The organism is Blastococcus sp. SYSU DS0619 (assembly GCF_054051035.1).
Map to the genome: position 1 here is coordinate 1 of NZ_JBJHAM010000041.1, position 3,423 is coordinate 3,423.

At 58.8% G+C, this 3,423-nt stretch carries 2 rRNA genes; both read right to left on the minus strand.

Going from position 1 to position 3,423, the window contains the following annotated elements:
* Positions 1-1,290: ribosomal RNA gene (locus ACI79T_RS21000) — 23S ribosomal RNA — on the minus strand; the annotation flags it as partial.
* 462 nt (positions 1,291-1,752) lie between these two features.
* A 16S ribosomal RNA gene (locus tag ACI79T_RS21005) occupies positions 1,753-3,271 on the minus strand.
* Positions 3,272-3,423 lie beyond the last annotated feature (152 nt).

Consider the following 3,423-nt stretch of genomic DNA (forward strand, 5'->3'; position numbering starts at 1 on the left):
AAAGGTACCGGCGGGCTAACGTGTGAATGCCACGGCTTCGGCGGTGTGCTTGAGCCCCGCTACATTGTCGGCGCGGAACCACTTGACCAGTGAGCTATTACGCACTCTTTCAAGGGTGGCTGCTTCTAAGCCAACCTCCTGGTTGTCTCTGCGATCCCACATCCTTTTCCACTTAGCACACGCTTAGGGGCCTTAGCCGATGATCTGGGCTGTTTCCCTCTCGACTACGAACCTTATCGCCCGCAGTCTCACTGCCACGCTCTCACTTACCGGCATTCGGAGTTTGGTTGACGTCAGTAACCTTGTGGGGCCCATCGGCCATCCAGTGCTCTACCTCCGGCAAGAAACACGTGACGCTGCACCTAAATGCATTTCGGGGAGAACCAGCTATCACCGAGTTTGATTGGCCTTTCACCCCTACCCACAGCTCATCCCCCAGGTTTTCAACCCTGGTGGGTTCGGTCCTCCACGCGGTCTTACCCGCGCTTCAACCTGGCCATGGGTAGATCACTCGGCTTCGGGTCTAGAGCACGCGACTCAAACGCCCTGTTCGGACTCGCTTTCGCTACGGCTACCCCACACGGGTTAACCTCGCCACGTACCGCTAACTCGCAGGCTCATTCTTCAAAAGGCACGCAATCACCCCTCCACCGAAGTGGATAAAGCTCTCACGGCTTGTAGGCACACGGTTTCAGGTACTATTTCACTCCCCTCCCGGGGTACTTTTCACCTTTCCCTCACGGTACTTGTCCGCTATCGGTCACCAGGGAGTATTCAGGCTTAGCGGGTGGTCCCGCCAGATTCACACCGAATTTCACGGGCTCGGTGCTACTTGGGAAACAAGCTCGGGAGAGACTGAGTTTTCGTGTACGGGGCTATCACCCTCTACGGCGACCCCTTCCAGAGGCCTTCCACTAACACAGTCTTTTCTTACTCCCCGTCACCCCGGCAGGAGCGACTGAACTGTCCCACGACCCCGACCACACAACGCCTGCCGGCTATCACATGCGATCGGTTTAGCCTCTTCCGCTTTCGCTCGCCACTACTCACGGAATCACTGTTGTTTTCTCTTCCTGTGGGTACTGAGATGTTTCACTTCCCCACGTTCCCTCCACACGCCCTATGTGTTCAGGCGCGGGTCACACCACATGACTGGTGCGGGGTTCCCCCATTCGGAAATCCTCGGATCAACGCTCGGTTGACAGCTCCCCGAGGCTTATCGCAGCCTCCTACGTCCTTCATCGGCTCCTGGTGCCCAGGCATCCACCGTGTGCCCTTAACAACTTGGCCACACAAAAATCCCGCCCCACACCCCCGGAAGGAAATGATGAGACGGGCCTACAAACTCGAACTCTGCTAATCAGAGTCAAAAGATGCTCGCGTCCACTGTGCAGTTCTCAACGTACGACCAGCCACCCCCCGCACCATCCCCGCCAGACCCACCCCCCACGCATGGGAGACAGCGGTACGAGAACCAGGAGGCCCTGACACGAGAAAAACGGTCACCCGCTCCCTCAGGACCCAACAGCGTGCCTACAACCGACCCACCCCGACCACCCCGTTCCACACCCGGCACCTCCGAAGAGACACCAGACCGTACTGGGGGCAGCACCAGGCTGCCGGCCGAACTGGTCAGCGTTCCACCCTCGAGCACCACCCCAGAAGCTCCGCAGCCACCCGGTAATGGGTGACCGTCATGTCCTGGGCGCGGCTCTGGACCACCAGACGAATCTGGCGGCCAGTGCTCCTTAGAAAGGAGGTGATCCAGCCGCACCTTCCGGTACGGCTACCTTGTTACGACTTCGTCCCAATCGCCGATCCCGCCTTCGACGGCTCCCTCCACAAGGGTTGGGCCACCGGCTTCGGGCGTTACCGACTTTCGTGACGTGACGGGCGGTGTGTACAAGGCCCGGGAACGTATTCACCGCAGCGTTGCTGATCTGCGATTACTAGCGACTCCAACTTCATGGGGTCGAGTTGCAGACCCCAATCCGAACTGAGACCGGCTTTTTGGGATTCGCTCCACCTCGCGGTATCGCAGCCCTTTGTACCGGCCATTGTAGCATGTTTGCAGCCCTAGACATAAGGGGCATGATGATTTGACGTCATCCCCACCTTCCTCCGAGTTGACCCCGGCAGTCTCCTATGAGTCCCCACCATGACGTGCTGGCAACATAGAACGAGGGTTGCGCTCGTTGCGGGACTTAACCCAACATCTCACGACACGAGCTGACGACAACCATGCACCACCTGTGCACGGCCCTTACGGACCCACCATCTCTGGAGGATTTCCGTGCATGTCAAGCCTAGGTAAGGTTCTTCGCGTTGCATCGAATTAAGCAACATGCTCCGCCGCTTGTGCGGGCCCCCGTCAATTCCTTTGAGTTTTAGCCTTGCGGCCGTACTCCCCAGGCGGGGCGCTTAATGCGTTAGCTGCGGCACGGAACTCGTGGAATGAGCCCCACACCTAGCGCCCAACGTTTACGGCGTGGACTACCAGGGTATCTAATCCTGTTCGCTCCCCACGCTTTCGCTCCTCAGCGTCAGTTTCGGCCCAGAGACCCGCCTTCGCCACCGGTGTTCCTCCTGATATCTGCGCATTTCACCGCTACACCAGGAATTCCAGTCTCCCCTGCCGAACTCAAGTCCGCCCGTATCGACTGCAGTCCCGAGGTTGAGCCTCGGGATTTCACAGCCGACGCGACGAACCGCCTACGAGCTCTTTACGCCCAATAATTCCGGACAACGCTTGCACCCTACGTATTACCGCGGCTGCTGGCACGTAGTTGGCCGGTGCTTCTTCTGCAGGTACCGTCACTTTCGCTTCGTCCCTGCTGAAAGAGGTTTACAACCCGAAGGCCGTCATCCCCCACGCGGCGTCGCTGCGTCAGGCTTTCGCCCATTGCGCAATATTCCCCACTGCTGCCTCCCGTAGGAGTCTGGGCCGTGTCTCAGTCCCAGTGTGGCCGGTCACCCTCTCAGGCCGGCTACCCGTCGTCGCCTTGGTAGGCCACTACCCCACCAACAAGCTGATAGGCCGCGGGCCCATCCCCAGCCGATAAATCTTTCCACCACCAGACCATGCGGTCAGCGGTCATATCCGGTATTAGCCCCAATTTCTTGGAGTTATCCCAAAGCTGAGGGCAGGTTGCCCACGTGTTACTCACCCGTTCGCCACTGATCCCCCCGCAAGCGGAGTTCACCGTTCGACTTGCATGTGTTAAGCACGCCGCCAGCGTTCGTCCTGAGCCAGGATCAAACTCTCCGTAGATGATTTGATCGCAGCTGAGAACCGCGAGCTGACACTCGCGATATCAATCAACCAAAGGAATCCCAGCCCCAACCACACAGTGGCCAGGGCACGGGGTATTACTTGGCACTGACTTTCGGCACGCTGTTGAGTTCTCAAGGAGCGGACGCGCA